The 391-nt window shown below is 57.0% G+C and carries 1 rRNA gene; it reads right to left on the reverse strand.

Annotated features, from left to right (window positions below):
- Positions 1-391, reverse strand: a 16S ribosomal RNA gene (locus tag HMPREF3044_RS01455); the annotation flags it as partial.

Raw genomic sequence — 391 nt, forward strand, 5'->3', positions numbered from 1 at the left:
GCTTCTTATCCAGGTACCGTCAAAAAAACTTCGTCCCTGACGAAAGGAGTTTACAACCCGAAGGCCTTCATCCCCCACACGGCGTCGCTGCATCAGGCTTCCGCCCATTGTGCAAAATTCCCCACTGCTGCCTCCCGTAGGAGTCTGGGCCGTATCTCAGTCCCAATGTGGCCGCACACCCTCTCAGGCCGGCTACCCGTCGCCGCCTTGGTAGGCCATTACCCCACCAACAAGCTGATAGGCCGCAAGCTCATCCCACACCAGAAAAACCTTTCCACCACACCAACCACGATGCGGTCCTATAGGGTATTAGACCCAGTTTCCCAAGCTTATCCCCCAGTGCAGGGCAGATCACTTACGTGTTACTCACCCGTTCGCCACTCGAGCACCC

It is taken from the genome of Corynebacterium sp. HMSC073D01 (genome assembly GCF_001815555.1).
In the GTDB taxonomy this organism is placed as follows: Bacteria; Actinomycetota; Actinomycetes; order Mycobacteriales; family Mycobacteriaceae; genus Corynebacterium; species Corynebacterium glucuronolyticum.